We start from the raw sequence: 18,715 nt of genomic DNA on the forward strand, positions 1-18,715 counted from the left end.
GAGCGGCAGCGCGCTCGCGCGGCGCGACGCCGGATAAAAAAGGGCCCCGCACGCCGACCAGAGCATGCGGGGCCAAGAGAGACGAATCGGTGCGCGCGTCGCGCGTTACGCGTTACGCGGCGAGTGCTTCGGCGGGCTGCGGCGCGGCGGTCGTGACCGGCGTCGCGTCCTGCCGGATCAGGTGATCGAACGCGCCGAGCGATGCCTTCGCACCTTCGCCGACTGCGATCACGATCTGCTTGAACGGAACCGTCGTCACGTCGCCGGCGGCGAACACGCCGGGCACCGACGTCCCCCCGCGGGCGTCGACGACGATCTCGCCGTGCTTCGACAGCTCGACCGTCCCTTTCAGCCATTCGGTGTTCGGCACGAGGCCGATCTGCACGAACACGCCTTCGAGCGCGATACGTTTCGTTTCGCCCGACTGCAGATCCTTGTAGACGAGCGTGTTCAGCTTGTTGCCGTCGCCGGTCAGCTCGGTCGTCTGCGCTTGCGTGACGATCGTGACGTTCGGCAGGCTGCGCAGCTTGCGTTGCAGCACCTCGTCGGCGCGCAGTTGTGCGCCGTATTCGAGCAGCGTGACTTCCTTCACGATGCCGGCGAGGTCGATCGCCGCCTCGACGCCGGAGTTGCCGCCGCCGACCACCGCGACACGCTTGCCCTTGAACAGCGGGCCGTCGCAGTGCGGGCAGTAGGCGACGCCGCGGTTGCGGTACTCGCGCTCGCCCGGCACGTTGATTTCGCGCCAGCGCGCACCGGTCGCGAGAACGATCGTCTTCGCCTTCAGCACCGCGCCGTTCGCGAGGCGGATCTGATGCACGTCGCCGGGGATCAGCGCCTCGGCGCGCTGCACGTCCATGATGTCGACGTCGTACTGCTTCACGTGCTGCTCGAGCGCGGCCGCGAACTTCGGCCCTTCGGTTTCCTGCACCGACACGAAGTTTTCGATGGCCATCGTGTCGAGCACCTGGCCGCCGAAGCGCTCGGCGACGACGCCCGTCGCGATGCCCTTGCGCGCCGAGTAGATCGCCGCGGCCGCGCCGGCCGGGCCGCCGCCGACGACCAGCGTGTCGAACACCGGCTTGTTTTCGAGCGACTTGGCGGCGCGTGCGCTCGCGCCGGTGTCGAGCTTCGCGAGGATTTCCTTCACGCTGCTGCGGCCCTGGCCGAACGTTGCGCCGTTCAGGAAGATCGTCGGGACGGCCATGATCTGGCGCGCGTCGACTTCATCCTGGAACAGCGCGCCGTCGATCGCGACGTGGCGGATGCGCGGGTTGATCAGTGCCATCACGTTCAGCGCCTGCACGACTTCCGGGCAGTTCTGGCATGACAGCGAGAAATACGTTTCGAACGCGAAGTCGCCGTCGAGCGCGCGAATCTGTTCGATCACGTCGTCGTCGAGCTTGATCGGATGGCCGCCGGTCTGCAGCAGCGCGAGGACGAGCGACGTGAATTCGTGGCCCATCGGAATGCCGGCGAAGCGGATGCCGGCCGGCTTGCCGGGTTCGCCGATCGAGAACGACGGCTTGCGCTCGGCATCGTCGCGGCGCTCGATGACGGTCACGCGCGACGTCAGCGACGCAATCTCGTGCAGCAGCGCAAGCAGTTCCCGAGATTTCGCACCGTCGTCGAGCGAGGCGACGAGTTCGATCGGGCGGGTGATCTTTTCGAGGTACGCTTTCAGTTGATTCTTGAGATTGGCGTCGAGCATGGCGTTCTGAATTCCGTATTGATGTGGCTGCTCGGGCACGAGGTGCCGAGGAGGGCGGGCGGCGAGAGCCGACCCGCGGTGGCGTGGCGCGCGCCGTGCGGCGCGCGCGGGGCGATCGTCAGATCTTGCCGATCAGGTCCAGCGACGGGGTCAGCGTTTCCGCGCCCGGCGTCCACTTTGCCGGGCACACTTCGCCCGGATGTGCGGCGATGTATTGCGCGGCCTGCACCTTGCGCAGCAGTTCGCCGGCGTCGCGGCCGATGCCGTTGTCATGGATTTCGCACAGCTTGATCTCGCCTTCCGGGTTGATCACGAACGTGCCGCGCAGCGCCATCCCTTCTTCCTCGATCAGCACGTCGAAGTTGCGCGACAGCGTGAGCGTCGGGTCGCCGATCATCGGGTACTTGATCTTGCCGATCGTCTCCGACGTGTCGTGCCATGCCTTGTGCGTGAAGTGCGTATCGGTCGACACGCCGTAGATTTCGACACCCAGTTTCTGGAATTCGGCGTAGCGGTCGGCCAGATCGCCCAGTTCGGTCGGGCACACGAACGTGAAGTCGGCCGGGTAGAACACGACGACGGACCACTTGCCCTTGAAGTTCTCTTCGGTCACGGGCACGAAATCGCCGTTGTGGTATGCGGTTGCCTTGAACGGTTTGATTTGGGTGTTGATGATCGGCATCTTGAGCGTTCCTTTGCGGTGGTGTTGATGAAGTGTGCTCAGTATCGGGGTTCACCCTTGCCTTGTGAAATTGCTTGTTTTAATCCGCTGCATCGGGAATTTCTATCTGGTTGCGGCGCGGTTTCGAACGGGCGTGGGCGGGGCTTTGGATCCGTGAGGCGGAGTGAGGCTCGGAGGGGCGGCATTGCGTGCGGCGCGTGCGCCGTGGCCGAACGCGAGGAAGCTCGATGCATCGCCTGGGGCGCTGCGGTCGGTCGATGGTCGCTGGGCACGAGGCCGGTGCGATATCGGCACCGCGGCCACGTGATGTATGGAAATGCCGGGTGCTTTGCATGTGCCGTTGGGCGGTGGCGCGGTTGCGCGATGCGGCGGTCAGTTCGAGCGTGTTGTGCGTGTCGGGGCGTCGTCGAGCGCATGAAGCGTATCGAGTACGTCGAACGTCGGCACGCACGGACCGGCGTGCGACGCTTGGCCTATACGGTCGCGCGGCTGCCGTCAGGGGGCAGCGACTGGCAGGGCAGGACGGGGCAGACATTCGCCCCGCCGCCGCCTGCGCTACAACTGATAGGGCGCCCGGATGCCCGGTTCGGTGACGGGAAAATCCTTCGTGTTGCGCGATACGAGCAGCAGGCCGTTCACTTGCGCGGAAGCCCACACGATCGCATCGGGCAACCGAATGCGGCGCGCCTGGCGAATCGCGACCGCGCGATTCGCCACCGCGCCGTCGAGCGGAATGATGTCGAACGACGACAGCCACGTGCGGATCGCTGCGTCGTCGCTTGCCGTTGCGCCGACCAGGACTTCCATCCAGGTCACCACGCTGATCGCGCGCGACTCGTAGCGGGCGAGTTCCTCGCGCGCGGCTTCCACGCCGCCGAGATAGTCGATCAGGATGTTGGTGTCGAAGAGGGCATTCACCATTCCGCGCGCAACGCCTGTTGATACGCGAGCCCGTCGAGCGCGCGCGTTTTCCAGAGACCGAACACGGTGCCGGCATGCGGCGGCCGAAGCCGTGCGGGACGAGCGTCGGCCGCAAGCCGGCGGCTCCGGCATGCGGTGACGTAACGGGTGTCGATGATCGCTTTTACCATTCTGAACGCAGTGCCTCCTGATAGGTGAGCCCGTCGACGGCGCGGTCCTTCCACAGGCCGAACACGATATCGGCATGCGATCGCTTGTGTTGTGCGATATACGCATCGATTGCATCGCGAATGATCGCGGCGCGAGGGCGTTGCTCAGTGTCGACGATGGCGGCCAGCTCGTCGAGCTGGCCATTCGACAGATCGATCAGGATGCGGCTCATGGCATTCTCCGATATATGATATGCGTATCATATATACATCGAGTGACGTCCGCAAGCTGGGGCATCGCCGACGCGCGGCCGCTACGACAACATCTGCGTGTGCTGAAGGCCCCGATGTCGTATGCGCGCCACATCGGCGCGGTGCGCGACGCGGCGCAGGCGTTCGGCTTGTCGCACCTGGACATCGTGTCGGGCGCAGGCCACGACGCGTGCCATGCCGCGCGTGCCGTGCGTCGACGGTCTCGGCCCAAACGAGGCCGACGCGATCACGCCGGAATGGTCGACGGCCGGCGCCAACGTGCTGCTGCAAGCGGTGCCGCGAAGCGCCCGTGAGCGCCGCGACTTACTTGCCGGCCTTGCGCCGCGCGACGTACGTCAGGTAAGCGACGATCTGGTCGAGTTCCCGGTCGCTCAGCTGCTCGGGCGGGAACGCCGGCATCACGCGGCCCGGCCAGTCGCGCACCGAGGCCGGATCGCGGATGTAGCGGCGCAGCGCGGCCGGCTGGAAGTAGTCGACCGGATTCATCGGCGTGTTCAGATCGGGGCCGGCCTGGCTGCTGCCGGCGCCGTCGATGCGGTGGCAGGCGAGACACAGCGTGACGAACAGCCGCTGCCCGGCGCGGGCCGGCGCGTTCGCCGGCAACGCGGGATCGACCGCGAGCGACGGCCAGCGCGCGAGCGGCGACGACTGGATCGTGATGCGCACGATCTGATACGGCCACTGCTCGCCGCGCACCGACGCCGCGTCCGGCCCCGACCACACCAGATAGAACGGGCCGGCGCTGACCTGCTTGCCCGGCAGCTTCGGCCACGGCCGCGCCGGGTCCTCGATCGCGAGCCATGCAACGGCGCCGGCCGGCGCACGACGGCGCACCAGATCGAGCGGCAGCTGAGCGGCGAAGCCGTCCGCCGCGCGCGTTTCGAGCACGCCGTCCGCCGGCAGCGGCGCATCGCCGAGCAGCGCTGCGAACGGCACCGCACGGAACGTCATCGGCCGCCCGTACGCGATGTCGTGCGGCACGTGCAGCTCGGTCGCATCGGCGCGCGCGAGCAAGGCGTCGCGCGTCAGCACGCGCGGCGCGCCGCCGGTGTCGAGTTCGAGCGTGGACTGTGCGGATGCGTGCGTGGCGAACGCGCACGCGAGCAGCAACAACAGCGAAAACCACCGGCGCGTCAGCATTCGTTCTCCGTACGAGGGTGTTCCGGCCGCGAGAAAACTGCAGGGGCGCTGGCCGGTGAATGGGATCGGGCGACAGTCTAGCCGGTGCGCGCGGCGTTGGCGACTTCGGAACGCGCGGCGTGCAGCGTGCGCGCGATATAGCATCGGGCACCGAAACATGCGCGGTGCGGTGCGCTGCCTCCTTCACGGCATCGCGGACATCGCGATACAGTCGGCCGCGCCGACGCTACCGGACCATCGGCATGGACACTGTCGCAGACCGTACGCTTTGCCCATATCCGACGATCGTGGCCAGCCAACTGGCGTCGGCCCGGAATTTCCCGTCATGCCGAATTTCCATCCGGACACGCTGCTGGGCGGCGTCTCAACGCTCGAGCGCATCGTTCGCGAAGGCGTCTATCGCTCGCAATTCGAAACCGTGACGAGCAACGAGCGCTGAACGCGCAGCCACGATGTGCGCGCGGGCGCTCGCCGCACCTTGATGGTCAGCGGCGCGCACACTGCGCGTCCGCGTTCGGCAATGGCGTCTCGCGCGCCGTGTCGAAGTCGGCTTCGCGTACGCCGGTCGGTGTCAGCGACACGAAATGCATCGCGGCGGCGCGCGCCGGGAATCCGACGATGCCGGTCGCCCCCCACGGCACCGGCGAGCGCTGCACGCCGCTTACGGTCATGCCGGTCGGCGACAGCGCCAATGTCAGCAGCCGGCCGTCGCGGGTCGGCACGTACGCGTGTGCGCCGTCGATGCCGATCCCCGACTCCCGCACCGACGCCGGCAGACAGTCGAGCGTCGCGACGCGGCGCCCGTCCGGATCGATCAGCATCGCGACGCCGCGCTCGTCGGCCGTCGTCGTCACGACGACGAAGCGGTCGATCGCCGGCACGTAGGCCGACGAGTACACGTAGTACTGGATCGCGTCGCTCAGCGTGCCGAGCTTGTCGAGCTTCGCGGTGACCGGATCGAACATCGCGTATTCGAGCGTCGCGTCGGTGCTGCCGGCGATGTACTTCTGCCAGACCAGCAGCGCGCGGCGCGGCGAGCCCGCGACCAGCGGCCACCATTCGCGGCGATGCGGCGCGACCGGCACGTGGTTCAGCACGCGTCCTTCGGCATCGTAGGTTTTCACATAGACGCCGTTGCCGGTGCCGAGATTGTCGACGCCGCCGCCGTCGATCCAATCGGTGGAATAGAACACGACGAAGCGTTCGCCGACCGCGGCGACATGGCCCGAATGTCCGCCCGACTCGACGTCGTTCGGATAGGGCTTGACCGGTTTCAGGTCGCGCCGATAGATGCCGTAGCGCTGGCTGACCACCTGCGGCGTATTCCAGCCGTCCTCGAACGTGACGAAGATGTCGCCGCGCGGGTTCTGCGCGATCGACACGGGCTCCTGCGCCTCCGGTCGGCTGATGAACGTATGGACGCGCAGCATGCGCGGCTTGCCGGGAAGCCATTCGCCGACGTACACGTCGTGCGGCCAGTTGCCGCTGCGCAGTGCGCCGCGCGGCGCGATGCCCGAGCTGCTGAAGAACACCCAGCGTCGCCCGCCGCCGGCGTCGGCCACGCCGACCCCGTGCATGAAGCGCCGCGGGTCGCCGTCGTCCTGCGGCGCGGCGCGTTCCTGCACGGTGACGGTATGCACGGCCGAGGTGCCTGCACACGCGAGCGACGGGACCGCGGCAGCCCAGCAGACGCCGCACAGCGCCGCCCCGAGCCGCGCGCGAGCGCCGCGCCCGCCCGCATGCGCGACGACGGCCGGCCGCCCCATCATTCGACGGTCACCGATTTCGCGAGATTGCGCGGCTTGTCGACGTCGGCGCCGCGCGCGCAGCCGACGTGGTACGCGAGCAGCTGCAGCGCGATCACGTTGACGATCGGCGACAGCGCATCGCCCGATTCGCGCACGCGGATCACGTGCGTGTCGCGGTCGGCGTCGATCCCCAGATGCTGGCCGGCGAGCACGTACAACCGGCCGCCGCGTGCGCGCACCTCCGCCATGTTCGATTTCAGCTTCTGGAACAGGCGGTCGTCCGGCGCGATCGTGACGACCGGCATCGCACTCGTCACCAGGGCGAGCGGCCCGTGCTTCAGCTCGCCGGCCGGATAGCCTTCAGCGTGGACGTACGACACCTCCTTCAGCTTCAGCGCGCCTTCGAGCGCGATCGGATAGTGCATGCCGCGCCCGAGGAACAGCGCGTGGTCGGCGCGCGCGAACTTCGCGGCCCAGCCCATGATCTGCGTTTCGAGCGCGAGCGCGTGGCCGATGCGCGCCGGCAGCGCGCGCAGCCCGTTCAGGTGCAGCGCGACCTGCGCGTCGTCGAGCCGGCCGCGTTGCCGCGCGAGCGTCAGCGTCAGCAGGAACAGCGCGACGAGTTGCGTCGTGAACGCCTTGGTCGACGCGACGCCGAGCTCGATGCCCGCGCGCGTGAGGAAGCAGAGCGGGGCGGTGCGCGCGATCGAGCTGGTCGCGACGTTGCAGATCGCCATCGACAGATGCTGGCCCATCGCGCGTGCATACTCGATCGCGCCGATCGTGTCTGCCGTTTCGCCCGACTGCGAAATGCCCACGACCAGCGTGTGCGGATCGGGCACGGTCTCGCGATAACGGTACTCGCTGGCGATCTCGACCTGCGCGCGGATGCCCGCGATGCTCTCCAGCCAGTACTTCGCGGTGAGGCCCGCGTAGTAGCTCGTGCCGCAGCCGAGCAGCAGCACGCTGCGCGTTTTCGACAGCAGCGCGCGCGCGGTTTCGTCGTCGCCGAACAGCGCGGGCGACACGGTGTCGACGCCGTCGAGCGTGGCGGCGATCGCCTTCGGCTGCTCGAAGATCTCCTTCTGCATGAAGTGACGATACGGTCCGAGCGCCGCGTCGTGGTCGCGCGCCCGGACCACGCACAGCGGACGCTGCGCGTCGCTGCCGATCGAATCGACCACGGCGATGCGCTCGGGCGTGATCAGCGCGACGTCGCCGTCTTCGAGGTAGACGAAGCGGTCGGTCAGCTCGCCGAGCGCCGCGCAGTCGGACGCCAGATAGTTCTGGTCCGCGCCGATGCCGATCACGAGCGGCGAGCCGGCGCGCGCGGCCACCAGCCGCTGCGGCTCGCAGGCGCTCAGCACCGCGATCGCATAGGCGCCGTGCAGCCGCTTGACCGCGCGCCTCACCGCGTCGAGCAGATCGTCGCGATACACGCTGTGGATCAGATGCGCGATCACCTCGGTGTCGGTCTCGCCGCGGAACATGTAGCCGCGCTGCCGAAGCTCGGCGCGCAGCGTGTCGTGGTTCTCGATGATGCCGTTGTGTACGACCGCGATCGTGTCGCCCGACATGATCGGGTGCGCGTTCATTTCCGACGGCGCGCCATGCGTCGCCCAGCGCGTGTGCGCGATGCCGGTCTGCCCTTCGAGGCCGAGCGTCAGCACGCGGTCCTGCAGGTCGGCCACGCGCCGCAGCGTGCGTTCGCTGCGCAGGCGGCCGTCGCGCAGCACGGCGATGCCGCACGAATCGTAGCCGCGATACTCGAGCCGGCTCAGCGCCTTGACCAGTTGCGGCACCTGATTGTTCAGGCCGCTTGCTCCGACGATTCCGCACATGATTCACCTCGTCTACAGAACGGGAAGTTGCCGCCCGGCGCGCGGCGCAAAGCGAACGATGCGCCGCGCGCGGACGGACGCGCACGCCGACCTACTCGCGGGGCTGCGGCCCCGCGTGCGAGATCCATTCGATGCCGGCGATCGAGCCGTTCGCGTCGTGGGACGCGACCAGAATGCGCGTCGTGCGCCGCGCGCCGTGGCGGCGTGCGCCGGCCAGCGCGTGCGCGGGCACCGAGCGCGCCTGCGCGCTGGCCGAGCGCCGCAGCATCTTCGATACGCGCAGCCGGTACGCGAGCGGATGCACGACGCGCCCCGCGATCAGCCACGTGACGATGGTGCCGGCGATCAGCGCGATGCTCGTCACATAGAACACGATCTGCTCGATCGGCATCTCGGCCTCGTTGAACGGCAGCAGATAGCGGTACGTATAGATGCAGATCGATGCCCAGACCCCGCCCACCAGCGCGGGCCGCACGAGGCGGAACCATGCGACCAGCACGGGGCCGACGAGCGTGCCGCGCTCCGCGATCATCTCGTGCGGCGCACGCAGGGAAAGGTCAATAATCGGCGCGTTCTTCATGTTGAATGCCTCGGTCGGGACTGACCCACACGGCGCGCTTGCCGCGGCCCCGCAGTACGACGGCGGGCAACGCGACGACGGTGGTGATCATGCTGATCAGCCAGAACGCCACGGGGTACCAGATGGTGTCAAGGAAGTACATCAGGAGTTTTTCGTCGTAACGACGATCGATCATGCTGCCGATGATCAGCTGCAGGATGCAGGTTGCGACCAGCAGCATCCCGTGCCAGTGCGGCACCACGGACACATGCCAGTTCGCCGGGAGCGGGTACACCACGTCGATCAGCGCGAGCAGCAGGATGAACGACATCGCGTATGCCCATGCGATGCCGATCAGATACTCCGCGAACAGCGGCCACATCATCATCTGGGTCGGCCGCGCGAGCGTGCCCGCGTACTTGAGCAGTACCTGAATGCCGCCCTTCGCCCAGCGCAGCCGCTGTCGGTACAGTCCTTTCAGCGTCTCGGGCATCAGGATCCAGCTGAGCGCATGCGGCTCGTAGACCACGCGCCAGTCGCGGCACTGCAGCTTCCAGCTGATGTCGATGTCCTCGGTCAGCATGTCCGAGCTCCAGTAGCCGACGTCGGCGAGCGCGGTCTTGCGGAACATCGTGATCACGCCCGACACTGTGAAGATGCGGCCGTACACCTGCTGCGTGCGCTTGATCAGCCCGACGATCGACGAGAATTCGCCGACCTGCATGCGGCCGAGCAGCGACGTGCGCGTGCGGATGCGCGGGTTGCCGGTGACCGCGCCGACGCCCGGATCGGTCACGAAATGCTCGAGCATCCAGCCGATCGCGTCGTGCGCGAGCAGCGCGTCGCCGTCGATGCACAGCAGATACTCGGCGTTCGATACCGCTGCGGCGGTGGTGAGTCCGACCGCCTTGCCTTCGTTGCGCGCGTGGTGAATCACGAGCAGGCGCGGAATCTCGACGGCCAGTTCGTTGAGGATCTCGCCGGTGCGGTCCTTGCTGCCGTCGTTGACCGCGATGACGTCGTAGTTCGGATAATCCATCGCATCGAGGTGGCGGATCACGCTGCGCGCGTTCGCGGCCTCGTTGAAGCACGGCACGACGATCGAGACCTTCGGAATGCCGCTCGCCGCGATCGCGCGCGTGCCGAGCGTGCGGCCTTCCTCGAGCAGGAAGTAGTGAACGACGCCGCCGATCATCCACAGATACGACATGAAGAAAGGGTAGTAGAACACGAAGTCCTGCACGCGCTGGATGAGGCTGTGGCTGGTCATGGCGTCCGGGTCCTCTGCGCGTTCTGCATCTGCATCAGCGCGTTGATCGATGTCGGGTCGAGGCGCGACTTCAGCGACATCACGTCGCGCATCGCGTCGAGCTCGGGCTGGCCGTTGAGGAAGTTGTCGGGGTAGTAGCCGAAGTTCACCGCGCCCTCGCTGCGCAAGCGCCGCATCTGCGCGAGCAGCGTGCCGGCCGACACTTCCTTGCGCGCATGCCAGTCGTACGACTGCAGTTCGAATACGGTGCGCTGCAGCCCGCGCTGCTTCGCGCGCACCGTGCGCACGAGCTGGTCCAGCCAGCGCTCCGGGTCGCTCGCCTGCTCCATGTACGGCATCGCCATCAATGCGACGTAGTCGTAGGTCGCGAGAAAGTCGTCGTAGTTCTGCGCGTACCAAGCCTCGGACTCGGGCTTGATCACCGGCAGCGCGAACAGGTTGCGCGCGGTCAGCACGTCGCCGACGTTCTGATAGGCGAGCACGATCTGTTCGAGCTGCCGCGTCAGGTCGATCAGGTAGCGCGATTTCTGGCGGGTCCAGCGCTTCATCAGGTCGGGGCTCTCGCGGATCTTGCCGACATCGGCCGGCAGTCCCCACAGCGAATAGGTGTGCAGCGCATGCCGGCCTGCGTCCTCGTAATCGTCGAGCACGGCGTCGTCGCTGAACAGGATGCCGCTGAACGACGCGTGCTTGCTGAGATCCTCGTAGATCTGCTCGATCATCAGTCGCGCATCCGGATCGAACGGGCTCAGCCGGAACACGCGCGTGCCGTTCTCGCGCGCCGGCGCGCCGCCGTATGCGGTGACGGCCGCGAGCCCGCGCAGCTTGTCGGGCGGCGGCCGGAACGCGATCACCGGCATCCACGCGTACACCTGCACGTTCGAGCGCGTGTTGAGCTGCCACGCGGCGCGCGAGAACAGGTCGGCGCGCATCGGCAGATGGCGGTTCGGGAAATACACGGCTTCGGCGACGCCCGTGCCCTTCGGGTCCGCATAGGCCTGCAGGTAGACCGACTTCGGCTGCATCCGGTAGATGCGCTCGATCAGCTTGCCGAGATTGGCTTCCTGGCGCGCCGGGTCCGGATCGTAGACCTGATCGAGATCGACCTGCACGATGCGCTCGGGCACGTCGACGTCGCCGCGGTTCGACGCCGGCTCGCGCATCGAGCGCTCGAACCCGCCGATGTCGACGTCGTACATCATCAGGATCCGCCTCAGCCGGTCCAACGGCACGTCGGGCGTGTTCGGGCCGGCATCGAGGCTGAACTGGATGTCCATGCCGAGCGATGTCGAAATCCTGCGCACGGGCTGGTTTTCCGCGCCGTACGGCCACACCATCGCGCGCGCGACGATGCCGGTGCGCTCGCGGATCTGCCGCACGCAGGTTTGCAGGTCGTCGTGCACGCGTGCTTCGAACTCGGCGTCGGTTTCATAGCGCTTCTCGTCTTTGAGATACAGATGCGACGTGGTCGCCGGCAGCTCGTTGCCTTGCGGGTTCGCGACCGCGCCGTGATGAAGGTTGTGGGTGTGGCAGCCCAGCTCGACGAGGTGCGACTGGCCGATCTGCTTCACCTCGTCCCACGACATGAAGTAGTCGCGCGGCACCTGGACCTTGTCGCTGATGCGGATCGGCAGATCGGGCGGCGCGTCGATCCACGCGGTGACGATGCCCATCACGGCCGGATATTGGAAGCGCTCGAGCAGCGGCAGCACCTTGGTGTAGTGGCTGCGGTAGCCGTCGTCGAACGTGAGCAGCACCGCACGCGGCGGCAGCGGCTTGCCGCCGCGCCGCGACTCCTCGATCTGGCGGACCGTGATGGTGTGATAGTTGTTGGTCTGCAGCCACGAGAAGATCGCCGTCAGCGTGCCGGTGTCGACCGCGAACGGGTCGACCATCGCCGACGCGGACGAGAACGACGCCATCAGGTTGTCGCGCACGTCATGCAGGCAGATCACGCGGAACGTCTTGCCGTCGGCCGGATCGGACGGCGGCAGCAGGTCGATCATTTTGGCCCCCGTCACGCCCGGGAACAACGAACAGGCGGCAAACGCGCCGACGCATCCGCACATGAAGGTCCGTCTCGATTGCATTGTCCGATCTCCTTGCTAGAACGGCAGGTTGACCGACAGGAAGCCGGTTTCGGAGCGCTCGCGCTGGCCGTCGTACGCGTGGCTGCTCACCTCGATGCCGTAGCTGAGCGTGATGTCGCGCTTGAAGGTCCACGCGTGTTCGATGCGCGCACTCCACAGCGCGCTCGTGCCGAAACCGCGCTCGTTGTACATGCCGCCCGACACCGACACGCGCTGCTGCAATCCCATGTCGCCCTTCTTCCACAGCATCAGCTGGTGCATCACGGTGACGGCAGCCGCATAGTCGCGGCCTGGGCTGAAGTACGGTGCGTCCTGGCGCGTGTTGCTGTCGGTGCCGAGATCGAGCGACACGTTGACGAGCTGGTTGGCCGACGTGTACACGCGCTGCGTCGCGCTCGCCGCGATCTCCTGATGCAGGTTCGAGTCGCTGTAGCGGTTCACGCCGTAGCTGAGCCGGACCTCGCGGCGATCGTTCTGGCGATACACGACCGCGACGTTCGCGGAGCGGCCCCAGATGTGCGCCGCATAGGCCTTCCACGGGAGCGAGTTGTCGTTGCTGTCGAGCGCGCCGCTCACGGTCCAGTAGTCGTTCAGCGCGTAGGCGATCGTGCCGCGGCCGCCGGTTCGGCCATCGGTGCCGAGCGAGCGCGTGACTTCTGCCTGCACGGTCAGCGGCCCGTGCCGGTAGTCGCCGCCGACGCCGGTGCGCGCGCGGCTGATCCTGCCGGCATCGGTCTGCGCGTAGCCGAAGAACGTGTGCGAGAACACGCGCCAGTTGTCGCCGAACGGCTGGGAGTACAGAAAGCTGTCCGACGTGAAGCTGTTGTCGGCCAGTGCGCTGTTGCCGTGTTCGTAGCTCAGTTCCGTCGTGAACACGGGGCTGCGATAGGCGTTGTAGTCGCGCTTGAAGCCGCGCACGGCGCCGCTGTCGGGGAACGTGTTGCCGAGCGTCTGATCGGCGTATTTCGCGCTCGCGTAGTCGTCGGCCGCGAGCGCCGCGCGGCCGAGACCGGCGAGCATCTCGACGCTGTCCGGATGATCGGTCAGCGAGGCGCGGTACATCGAGATCGCCTGGCGCGGATGCGACTGGCCCGACACCGCGTCGGCGTGCGCCGCGCGGATTTCCGCATTGAACGGCACCTCCTTCTCGAGCTGTTCGAGCGCGGCGATCCCTTCGTCGACGTGCCCCGTGACGATCAGGTATTGCGCGCGCAGCCGGTAGTAGCGCAAATAATCGCTTTCTTCCGGGCCGTAGTTGCGTACCTCCTTCGCGGGCGGCAGCGACGTGCGCATGTCGTCGAGCACTTTTCGGGCGTCGGCCGCGCGGCCCTGGTCGACGTACGACCAGAACAGCCCTTCGCGCAGTTCGATCGCGCGCGTGCGGGCGCCGTACTGGAAGCCGCGGGTCGCGCGGTCCGTCGGCGATGCGGTGGCCTGTTTCAGCGCACGCTCGTATACGGCGTGCGCCTTGGCCGGTTCGCTCAGGTACAGGTAGGCATCGCCGACGGCCGCGAGCGCGTCGATCGAGATCTCCGCGTTGGACGGGATCGTCTCGAACGTCGCGACGGCCGTTTTCATGTCGCCGCGTGCCGCATGCGCGATCGTGCGGTCGCCGGCGAGCGCGGTGCGGACCGGCGAATACTCGGGGGTCGGCGGCATCCGCTGGTCGAGATCGTCGGCGGCGCGCAGCGCGTCGTCGATCCCGTCGAAGCGGTCGGCGCTCGTCATCGAGCGCGACTTGTCGCGGCCGCCGCGTACCTGCTGGCGTATCGACAGTTCCTCCAGCTGCGCGACGTCGACCGCCGAGAATGCGTCGGGCCGTGCCTTCGCTTCCTCGAGCGCCTTGACCGCGCCGCCGCTCGCCGCGAGGCCGAATACGTCGTTGCGCACGGTGGCGACGTCGGCGGTTCGCAGGTTCGGCGCCTGCGCGTTCGGCGCCTCGACGTCGGGGCCTTGCGAGCGCTGCGGCGTATCGCCGGGGAGCTGGGCGCCGGGCGATTGCGAGTTCGGCGCGTCGAGCGTGGACGGTTGCGCGCCGGGCGGCCGCAGGGTGGGCGCGTCCGGCAGCGGCGGGGCGGATGCCGGGGCGGTTCGGGTCGGTGCAGCGGGGGGCGCGGCCTGGGCTAGCAGTTGCGGCATGGCCGGCGTGGGCTGCGCTGGTGTGGGCGGTTGGGGCAGGGCGAACGCGGATGTAGGCGGCGCAGTAGGCGTGCGCGTCGGCGGTGTAGCGGGTGGTGAAGGTGGCGACGACATCGCGGATACCGAGGACACCGAGGACACCGAGGACGGCGACGAGGCCGACACCGACACCGACGACATCGACTCAGCCGCACCCGGCGAACTGTGCAGCGATCCATCCGGCGTATGCTCAGCGGCCGGCGTCGTGTCCGGCATCGTGTCCGCGGAGGCGGCGTCCGACGTGCCGACCGCGTCCATCGACCGAACCGGAGCGGCCAGCGCCGGCTCGACCGCACGCGGTTCGCTTGGCGGCGACGTATCCGGCTCGACGACGACCGTGGTCGGCCTCGCCGACGCTTGCAGGCGCGACGCCTGCCGCGCCTGCGCGACCTGCATCGATGCATCGGAGGCCCGGGCGATCGGGGTCGGCGCCGTGGGCGGCTCGGCGTCGGCCACCTGCACGACTTGCACCGTCGTACCGGCCGGCTGCATATCGGGCGGCAGCGCATCGCGCCCGCCGCCGGCGTCGGCCTCGGCGATTTCGCGCGCGCCGAGAGCTGACGCATCGCCTTCGCCGGCCAGACACGAGCCCGACGCGACGAGCAGCAACAGCAGGGGCGCATGCAGCAGGATCCGCCGGTTGGGCGGCGCGACGGACGTGCATTGTTGCTGGCGATTGCTGGCCACGATGTCTCCTCTGTCCGAATCGGTCACGACCGTTGCGCGCCCGGCGACGCACGTCGCCGCGATCGCGCGGGCGGGCGGCCATGCCCGCCGGCCGTGGACCGTCTACAGACGATTGCGTATCGCTTGCCCAAGCAGCGCACGCGATTCGCTATTCGTCGGATCGATGGCGAGCGCACGGCTCGCGTTTTGCTCGACGCATTGCCACTGGTCGAGCTGCGCGCACCGGCGCGCTCTTGCCAGCGCACGAGCGCTTGCGAGCTCGTCGTGCGTGACGTTGGTGGTCTCCATCCGGGCCGCGTCGGTCAGATACGACTGCGCCGGCGCGGGCGGCTGCGCAGGAAGCTGCTGTTGCGGTGGGGGCCGCAGTTGCGACGCAGCCGCGCGGTGCCTGCGCGTGTGTCCCGGCGCTGGCGAACGCGACGTCCGGTGCGTGTCGCCCGTGTCCGTTACGCGCGCGCCGCCCGATGTGTCGTGCGGGCTCGTCGCGAGCGCCGCGTGCCGCGGGTCCGTACCGCGCGGCGGTTTCGCGGCGGAACCGGCGTCCGCTTGCGGTGCGGCGGGCGCTTTCGCGTCCGCGGCCGATGCAGGCGGGATGAGCGACGCCGACAGCGCGGCCGTCGATGCGGCGCCGACCGGTGCCGACGCGGCGACGAATGCGTTGCGATACCTGCCGACGGCCGTGCCGATCTCGCCCGCCACGTCGCGGGCGATGCTTGCGTGGCCGCGGCCCGGGTTGCGCTCGACGAGCGCAAACGCGCCGAAGATCGCGGCAAACGCCACGACGCTGAGCGCCGCATTCCTGCCGGGGCCCCACGAGGGTTTCGGTGGCCCGGCGGGGGAGTCGCCCGGTCGTTCTCCACGAGTCATTCGATGCTCCTCGGTGCGCGCGGATCCGATGGATGGCGCAACCGCGCGCGATCGGCCGGCGCCTACCACTTCAGTTGCGTGGTGAGCGCCCCCGTTTCGACGACCGCGAACTGTGTCGCGCCCGCATAGGTTCCTTCGATCCGGTAACTCGCGTCGGGCACGCTGAACAGGCAGCGCGGCCCGCTCGATTTGAACTCGACGAGTACGCGGCCATGTCGTCTGAGCCGCACCTGAACGTTCGACAGCGGCTGCCCGGTGCCGCCCGACACGAACGACACGCCGAGGTTGTACGGGCGACCGTCAGGCGGCAGCGGCGCGGTTCCGTCGATGCGTGCGTCGCCGCAGATGTACGAAATCATGTAGCGACCGGGCGCGATGCCCGACGCAGGTGCACCGCCGCCTGGCTGCGTCTGGGCGCCGGCATGCGCGAGACATGCGAATGCGACGACGCCGACGAGCACGCGCGCATGCTCCTTGAGCGACGAGGAAGACATTGTCACCTCCATCCGGAATTCATCGCACCGATTTATTCCGGGTCGAAATTAACGGCGTTCTTTTACGACACGCTATTGATACACGATGGATTTTGAACAAACAACCGCGGGTGGCGGATATCGGACGCGCTTTAAAGGTATTATTTAAACGGAATATGGATTAATTGGACGAAATGAATCAGATCTGAACAAAGTCGCTATTTCCGGTCGTCGAAATTGGGCCGCGGTAGGAATGGCAGGAAGCAGGTCTCTGCGTGGTGGTTGTACCGAACTTCGTGCCGAAAAATAACGACTGATAAAAGAAACATTTGCGTCTGTATTCGAGACGCTGCAGTGACGGCGAATGTGCAGATTCAATCGGTAGTAAATGAGGGTGCGACGTTTTTGGTGATTATCACCATTGCGCGCAAGTCGAGATTTTTATTTTGTTTTGTAACGAGGTATTTCCGGCATACGAATCGCGCAGCGGCGGCGATCGATTTTGCATTCGGCAATAACGGCGGTCCGGATTCGCAAACGTTTGGCGTGATGGCCGATTTGATCGGGCGTGCGGCTGCCTGCATATTTACCGGCGCGGGTGCGAAAAATGCGCAGCCGCACTCGCCTGAGCGCGCGGGAGCGATCGGCCGGCGCGCGCAAGATGGCCGCCGACGTACCCTGCGGGCCGCGACGCCGCTACCGCCCGCGCGCGCTGCCGCGCGCGACGCGCACCGCTGCCGTGGCAGGCGACTGGCCGCCCACGGCGGCGTCGTTCGCTGCGCGTGGCCGGTTCATGATGTAGGTCCACAGCTGCTCGGCCGCGAGCCCGCGCTGGCGCGCCGAGCGGTACAGCCGGATCTCCAGCTCGGTGACCCACTCGGCGGACCCCGCGCGCACCAGCGAGCCGTCGGCGAGCTCCTTCGCCACGCAGCTCTCCGGCAGCCAGCCGATTCCGTGGCCGGCCACCACCATGCCTTTCAGCGCCTCGGACATATGCGTCTCGAAGCACCGGTGCAGCGCATACGGCCCCGCCGCATTCAGCAGCAGCATTTCGACGACGTTGCCGAGAAACGCGCCGGAGGAGTAGGCGAGCAGCGGCAGCGGCGCATCGGCGGCGCCCGGCAGCTCGAATACGGGCTTGCCGTGCGCATCGGGCGTCGACACCGGCAGAATCCGCTCGACGCCGAGCGTGACGAACGGGAAATGGTTGGGATCGAGCACGATCGGCAGTTGCGGATGGTGATAGCCGAGCAGCAGATCGCATTCACCTTCGACGAGCTGCTGCACGCCTTCCGGCACGTTCACCGCATTCACGCGGGCGGTCACATTGCCGACTTCGCCGTTCAACTGCTTCAGCCATTCGGGGAACAGCGTGAATACCAGCGTATGCGCGACCGCGAAGCGCACGACCTGATCGCTGGCGGCGAACTGGTCGTAGCCGTTCACGAGGTTGCGTGCCGCGTACATGCTGCGCAGGATGTCCGCCGCCAGCGCGCGGAACATCTGTCCGGCCGGCGTCAGCGCGACCGGGTTGATGCTGCGGTCGACCAGCTTGGCGTCCATCCAAGTTTCGAGCGCGGCGATTCGTCTGCTGAATGCCGACTGCGTCAGGTGCCGATGACGCGCGGCTCGGGAAAAACTCTTGGTATCCGCGAGGCTCAGGAAATCTTCCAGCCACTTTGCTTCCATTTCTTTCTTCGCTTTTTATAGTCGGGCGCCCACGGCGCGGCGCCACGGATTCGCTGCACGAACTTTCTAGCGTACCGCGCCTCGCCGCGAGCAGACCGATGTTTTTTTTCGATCGGTGTCAGTCGAAATATGCATGGGCATTGTCGGCGGCATTACGGCTGCATAAGTTTGAGACGCCGGAACCGGCTAACCGGTTAGTTCATCGCGTCGAACCGGGCGCCGCAGACGGTACTTCCCCAAGGGCCGGCCGCGGCAACCGTGGCCGGCCCGCTTCAGCCGCGATTCGGGGCCGCGGCGTGCCGGCGAATCGTCGCGGTGCAGATTGCATACGCGTGACACGCACGCGCACTAAGTTCGACGTCTGGCGCGGTGATCGCGCAATTGCACGCTGTCGATGCGACGCGCCGGGCCGCCGTTGCACCGACATGGTGCGGCAT

At 67.5% G+C, this 18,715-nt stretch carries 16 protein-coding genes and 1 pseudogene; 2 read left to right on the plus strand and 15 right to left on the minus strand.

The window, feature by feature from the left end:
• Positions 1 to 112: 112 nt before the first annotated feature.
• The 5 genes from ahpF to MBR110_RS17230 form a co-directional block, all read right to left on the minus strand.
• The gene (gene ahpF, locus MBR110_RS17210; protein WP_181709434.1) at positions 113 to 1,711 is read right to left on the minus strand and encodes an alkyl hydroperoxide reductase subunit F; all 1,599 of its coding nucleotides are present in this window, start codon (positions 1,709 to 1,711) and stop codon (positions 113 to 115) included.
• Between the two features lie 118 nt (positions 1,712 to 1,829).
• Positions 1,830 to 2,393 carry an alkyl hydroperoxide reductase subunit C gene (gene ahpC / locus MBR110_RS17215; RefSeq protein ID WP_011881944.1) on the minus strand — a complete coding sequence of 188 codons (564 nt, stop codon included), beginning with the start codon at positions 2,391 to 2,393 and terminating at the stop codon, positions 1,830 to 1,832.
• Between the two features lie 555 nt (positions 2,394 to 2,948).
• Complete coding sequence (locus MBR110_RS17220) at positions 2,949 to 3,314, minus strand: type II toxin-antitoxin system VapC family toxin (RefSeq protein ID WP_014725103.1); 366 nt, start codon at positions 3,312 to 3,314, stop codon at positions 2,949 to 2,951.
• Positions 3,308 to 3,484 (minus strand): hypothetical protein, encoded by a 177-nt coding sequence (locus MBR110_RS17225; protein WP_014725102.1) that lies wholly within the window; start codon positions 3,482 to 3,484, stop codon positions 3,308 to 3,310. The genes MBR110_RS17220 and MBR110_RS17225 overlap by 7 nt, the downstream gene beginning before the upstream one ends.
• Positions 3,478 to 3,696 (minus strand): hypothetical protein, encoded by a 219-nt coding sequence (locus MBR110_RS17230; RefSeq protein WP_011881946.1) that lies wholly within the window; start codon positions 3,694 to 3,696, stop codon positions 3,478 to 3,480. The genes MBR110_RS17225 and MBR110_RS17230 overlap by 7 nt, the downstream gene beginning before the upstream one ends.
• Before the next feature lie 111 nt (positions 3,697 to 3,807).
• Between MBR110_RS17230 and MBR110_RS32150 the strand changes: the two are divergent.
• Positions 3,808 to 4,030: pseudogene (locus MBR110_RS32150) on the plus strand (Zn-dependent hydrolase); the annotation flags it as partial.
• Positions 4,031 to 4,039: 9 nt separating this feature from the next.
• Here the strand turns inward: MBR110_RS32150 and MBR110_RS17235 are convergent.
• Complete coding sequence (locus MBR110_RS17235; protein ID WP_059889125.1) at positions 4,040 to 4,876, minus strand: c-type cytochrome; 837 nt, start codon at positions 4,874 to 4,876, stop codon at positions 4,040 to 4,042.
• A 325-nt stretch (positions 4,877 to 5,201) separates the two neighbouring features.
• On the opposite strand from MBR110_RS17235, the gene MBR110_RS17240 reads away from it, so the two are divergent.
• On the plus strand, positions 5,202 to 5,315 hold the full coding sequence (locus MBR110_RS17240; protein ID WP_131929019.1) for a DUF3626 domain-containing protein: 114 nt from the start codon (positions 5,202 to 5,204) through the stop codon (positions 5,313 to 5,315).
• A 46-nt stretch (positions 5,316 to 5,361) separates the two neighbouring features.
• Here the strand turns inward: MBR110_RS17240 and MBR110_RS17245 are convergent, their stop codons facing one another.
• The 9 genes from MBR110_RS17245 to MBR110_RS17285 all read right to left on the minus strand — a co-directional run bounded on the left by MBR110_RS17245 (position 5,362) and on the right by MBR110_RS17285 (position 18,278).
• On the minus strand, positions 5,362 to 6,642 hold the full coding sequence (locus tag MBR110_RS17245) for a hypothetical protein (RefSeq protein ID WP_408913048.1): 1,281 nt from the start codon (positions 6,640 to 6,642) through the stop codon (positions 5,362 to 5,364).
• Positions 6,642 to 8,465: a glutamine--fructose-6-phosphate transaminase (isomerizing) gene (gene glmS / locus MBR110_RS17250; RefSeq protein WP_176315549.1), complete on the minus strand. Its 1,824-nt coding sequence runs from the start codon at positions 8,463 to 8,465 to the stop codon at positions 6,642 to 6,644. The genes MBR110_RS17245 and glmS overlap by 1 nt, the downstream gene beginning before the upstream one ends.
• A gap of 91 nt (positions 8,466 to 8,556) precedes the next feature.
• Entirely contained in the window at positions 8,557 to 9,045 is a 489-nt protein-coding gene (locus MBR110_RS17255; protein ID WP_181709436.1) for a Biofilm PGA synthesis auxiliary protein PgaD, read from the minus strand.
• Complete coding sequence (pgaC, locus tag MBR110_RS17260; RefSeq protein WP_011881951.1) at positions 9,023 to 10,294, minus strand: poly-beta-1,6-N-acetyl-D-glucosamine synthase; 1,272 nt, start codon at positions 10,292 to 10,294, stop codon at positions 9,023 to 9,025. Before pgaC ends, MBR110_RS17255 begins: the two co-directional genes overlap by 23 nt.
• Positions 10,291 to 12,384 carry a poly-beta-1,6-N-acetyl-D-glucosamine N-deacetylase PgaB gene (gene pgaB / locus MBR110_RS17265; protein ID WP_181709437.1) on the minus strand — a complete coding sequence of 698 codons (2,094 nt, stop codon included), beginning with the start codon at positions 12,382 to 12,384 and terminating at the stop codon, positions 10,291 to 10,293. The genes pgaC and pgaB overlap by 4 nt, the downstream gene beginning before the upstream one ends.
• A 15-nt stretch (positions 12,385 to 12,399) precedes the next feature.
• On the minus strand, positions 12,400 to 15,249 hold the full coding sequence (gene pgaA / locus MBR110_RS17270) for a poly-beta-1,6 N-acetyl-D-glucosamine export porin PgaA (protein ID WP_181709438.1): 2,850 nt from the start codon (positions 15,247 to 15,249) through the stop codon (positions 12,400 to 12,402).
• 102 nt (positions 15,250 to 15,351) lie between these two features.
• A complete protein-coding gene (locus MBR110_RS17275) occupies positions 15,352 to 16,116 on the minus strand; it encodes a hypothetical protein (protein ID WP_059734816.1) in 765 nt (254 codons plus the stop codon).
• A 62-nt stretch (positions 16,117 to 16,178) separates the two neighbouring features.
• Entirely contained in the window at positions 16,179 to 16,610 is a 432-nt protein-coding gene (locus MBR110_RS17280; RefSeq protein WP_034193832.1) for a hypothetical protein, read from the minus strand.
• Positions 16,611 to 17,285: 675 nt separating this feature from the next.
• The gene (locus MBR110_RS17285) at positions 17,286 to 18,278 is read right to left on the minus strand and encodes a LysR substrate-binding domain-containing protein (RefSeq protein WP_034193833.1); all 993 of its coding nucleotides are present in this window, start codon (positions 18,276 to 18,278) and stop codon (positions 17,286 to 17,288) included.
• Positions 18,279 to 18,715 lie beyond the last annotated feature (437 nt).

It is taken from the genome of Burkholderia sp. MBR-1, assembly GCF_013822785.1.
In the GTDB taxonomy this organism is placed as follows: domain Bacteria; phylum Pseudomonadota; class Gammaproteobacteria; order Burkholderiales; family Burkholderiaceae; genus Burkholderia; species Burkholderia vietnamiensis.

Bases quoted from the DNA above. Each gene is read 5' to 3' on its own strand.
- ahpF (WP_181709434.1), bottom strand. From the start codon at position 1,711: ATGCTCGACGCCAATCTCAAGAATCAACTGAAAGCGTACCTCGAAAAG.
- ahpC (WP_011881944.1), bottom strand. From the start codon at position 2,393: ATGCCGATCATCAACACCCAAATCAAACCGTTCAAGGCAACCGCATAC.
- MBR110_RS17220 (WP_014725103.1), bottom strand. From the start codon at position 3,314: ATGGTGAATGCCCTCTTCGACACCAACATCCTGATCGACTATCTCGGC.
- MBR110_RS17225 (WP_014725102.1), bottom strand. From the start codon at position 3,484: ATGGTAAAAGCGATCATCGACACCCGTTACGTCACCGCATGCCGGAGC.
- MBR110_RS17230 (WP_011881946.1), bottom strand. From the start codon at position 3,696: ATGAGCCGCATCCTGATCGATCTGTCGAATGGCCAGCTCGACGAGCTG.
- MBR110_RS17235 (WP_059889125.1), bottom strand. From the start codon at position 4,876: ATGCTGACGCGCCGGTGGTTTTCGCTGTTGTTGCTGCTCGCGTGCGCG.
- MBR110_RS17240 (WP_131929019.1), top strand. From the start codon at position 5,202: ATGCCGAATTTCCATCCGGACACGCTGCTGGGCGGCGTCTCAACGCTC.
- MBR110_RS17245 (WP_408913048.1), bottom strand. From the start codon at position 6,642: ATGGGGCGGCCGGCCGTCGTCGCGCATGCGGGCGGGCGCGGCGCTCGC.
- glmS (WP_176315549.1), bottom strand. From the start codon at position 8,465: ATGTGCGGAATCGTCGGAGCAAGCGGCCTGAACAATCAGGTGCCGCAA.
- MBR110_RS17255 (WP_181709436.1), bottom strand. From the start codon at position 9,045: ATGAAGAACGCGCCGATTATTGACCTTTCCCTGCGTGCGCCGCACGAG.
- pgaC (WP_011881951.1), bottom strand. From the start codon at position 10,294: ATGACCAGCCACAGCCTCATCCAGCGCGTGCAGGACTTCGTGTTCTAC.
- pgaB (WP_181709437.1), bottom strand. From the start codon at position 12,384: ATGCAATCGAGACGGACCTTCATGTGCGGATGCGTCGGCGCGTTTGCC.
- MBR110_RS17275 (WP_059734816.1), bottom strand. From the start codon at position 16,116: ATGACTCGTGGAGAACGACCGGGCGACTCCCCCGCCGGGCCACCGAAA.
- MBR110_RS17280 (WP_034193832.1), bottom strand. From the start codon at position 16,610: ATGTCTTCCTCGTCGCTCAAGGAGCATGCGCGCGTGCTCGTCGGCGTC.
- MBR110_RS17285 (WP_034193833.1), bottom strand. From the start codon at position 18,278: ATGGAAGCAAAGTGGCTGGAAGATTTCCTGAGCCTCGCGGATACCAAG.